A 2,559-nucleotide genomic window follows, 5' to 3' on the forward strand; every position below is an offset into this window, starting at 1 on the left:
ATCCTATATATGTTACGATTAAAGTATATGGAAATTTTTGACCTGTTTGAAAATAAAATTTACCTTCTGCATCTGTTACCACTCCGTGCGTGGTTCCTTTAATAGTTACAGAAGCTCCCGAAACTGGTTGATTTGTGATTTTATTAATTACTGTTCCGTCGAGTTTAGACTGAATAAGTGGCTGAGTATTTTGTGCATTGATTCCAAATGAAATCAGAAAAATGCTGAGCCATGAAAGATAATATAACTTTTTTTTCATTACTTTGTTTTGGTTTAATAAATAAGGATTCTGAAAACTGATTCAATCAATTTTCTCTATTCCGTTTAGTTTAGCGATTAACATTTTTTAAGCCTGCCATTTCTGTTCCAGCAGAAATGGCTTTTTTTTTATCTACAACACATTCGTTTTTTCATTTTTCATTTATTTTGGATTAGTATTATTTGAATTGGTCTTTATAAGATTTCAACCCCGAAAACCATAGGCTATCTTAAACTAAATTCGTAAGGATTTAAATTGAAGATTTTTTAACAGCAACAACACATCAAGCTTGGATTGCCAAATGTAATTGTTTCTTGCATTTTTAAAAATGAGGTGTATTTGACAGTCTTCATTTTTTTGTATTTGATTTTTTATTAAATTCTACTAATTTGATAGAACAAAAGTAAATTAAAATTACAAATCACCAAATTTTAAATTAATTTTTTTTGAAAAAATGTTAATTTTTCAATTCATACCATTTAGTAAACTGTATTTCAATTATTTACATAAATTTTACTGTTAAAAAATTCATTCGAACCAATAAGGAAAAGATAAAAAAGAAATACAACATTGCCAATTTGATTAAACCCAGCAAGTAAAAGACATTTTTAGCTTATTTAAAACATAAAACCACTCGATTTGAGTGGTTTTACTTTGTGGTTTTGCCTGTATTAGTTGACATAGGATGCAATTCTGCACTATCTGTAATGAGAAAATTAGTGCGCATCGAGTCGATTTTAATGGTAGATAACATATAAAATTGTCAAAATAAATATCACAGATATAATGTATCCTGTCCAAAGATTTCTACTTTCAAATTCTTGAATAAGTTGATTATTTATGTTTCCTCTAAATCCCTTTATAACCCAAAAGAAAAGACCACCCATCCAAAGTGTTGTAAGTTTTGCTGCAAAAGGTTCCTTAGCCATTATATTTACTTTTTGAAGTTTGAATAAGTATGGGTTTTATTTATAACCACAATTATAATAAATCTAAATTAATAATTAAAATTGCAAAATTCATCCTAAAACAAAAAAATCCCGATTGCTCGGGATTTCTTATAAATATGATTGAAATTTTATTTCAATTTCTTTTTGATGGCCACTTCGTGGAAGGCTTCGATAACATCTCTTTCTTCGATGTCGTTATATCCTTTTATTTGGATACCACAATCATATCCTTTGGATACTTCTTTCACATCGTCTTTGAAACGTTTCAAAGCAACCAGTTCTCCTGTATGCACCACAACACCATCACGTATGATTCTGATTTTGGCATTTCTGGCAATCTTGCCATCCATAACCATACATCCAGCAATCGTACCCACTTTAGAGATTTTAAACAACTCTCTAACTTCGGCAGTTCCAAGAACTTCTTCTTTCATTTCTGGCGCCAACATTCCTTCCATTGCATCTTTCAAGTCATCAATAGCTGCGTAGATAATAGAATAGTAACGAATGTCAATTTCTTCTTTATCGGCCAATTGTCGTGCATTTCCAGCAGGACGAACGTTAAATCCAATAATAATTGCATCAGAAGCAGAAGCTAACATTACGTCGGTTTCAGTAATAGCTCCAACGCCTTTATGAATAATATTGATTTGAATTTCTTCGGTCGATAATTTAGAGAACGAATCAGATAATGCTTCAACTGAACCGTCAACATCTCCTTTAAGGATAATGTTTAATTCCTTGAATTGACCTAATGCGATTCGACGTCCAATTTCATCTAAAGTAATATGTCGTTGTGTACGAACTGACTGTTCGCGCATTAATTGAGAGCGTTTTGCAGCAATTTGTTTCGCTTCTTTTTCGTCTTCAAAAACATTGAACTTGTCACCTGCTGTTGCAGCACCGTCTAATCCTAATACAGAAACTGGTGTTGATGGACCTGCTACAGTTACGACATTTCCTCTTTCGTCATGCATGGCTTTTATCTTACCATGATGTTTTCCGGCTAACATATAATCGCCAATTCTTAAAGTTCCGCTTTGTACTAATATGGTTGAAACATATCCTTTTCCTTTATCTAAAAATGCCTCAACAACTGTTCCTTGAGCTGCTTTATTTGGATTAGCTTTTAAATCAAGGATTTCTGCTTCCAATAATACTTTTTCTAATAATTCTTTTACACCTGTTCCTACTTTTGCAGAAATATCATGGGATTGGATTTTTCCACCCCAATCTTCAACAAGTAAATTCATACCTGCTAATTTTTCTTTTATTTTTTCAGGATTAGCATTTGGTTTATCAATTTTGTTAATCGCAAAAATAATTGGCACATTAGCTGCCTGAGCATGG

The 2,559-nt window shown here is 31.8% G+C and carries 3 protein-coding genes; all 3 read right to left on the reverse strand.

Annotated features, from left to right (window positions below; translation table 11 throughout):
• On the reverse strand, positions 1-259 hold a 259-nt coding region (locus PHC28_RS18170), incomplete at its 3' end, for a carboxypeptidase-like regulatory domain-containing protein (protein WP_300103854.1).
• A gap of 737 nt (positions 260-996) precedes the next feature.
• Positions 997-1,188, reverse strand: a complete 192-nt coding sequence (locus PHC28_RS18175; protein WP_300103857.1) for a hypothetical protein — start codon at positions 1,186-1,188, stop codon at positions 997-999.
• Between the two features lie 149 nt (positions 1,189-1,337).
• The coding region (gene infB / locus PHC28_RS18180; RefSeq protein ID WP_300103859.1) for a translation initiation factor IF-2 at positions 1,338-2,559 on the reverse strand (1,222 nt) is incomplete at its 5' end.

Source organism: Flavobacterium sp. (assembly GCF_028712645.1).
GTDB lineage: Bacteria > Bacteroidota > Bacteroidia > Flavobacteriales > Flavobacteriaceae > Flavobacterium.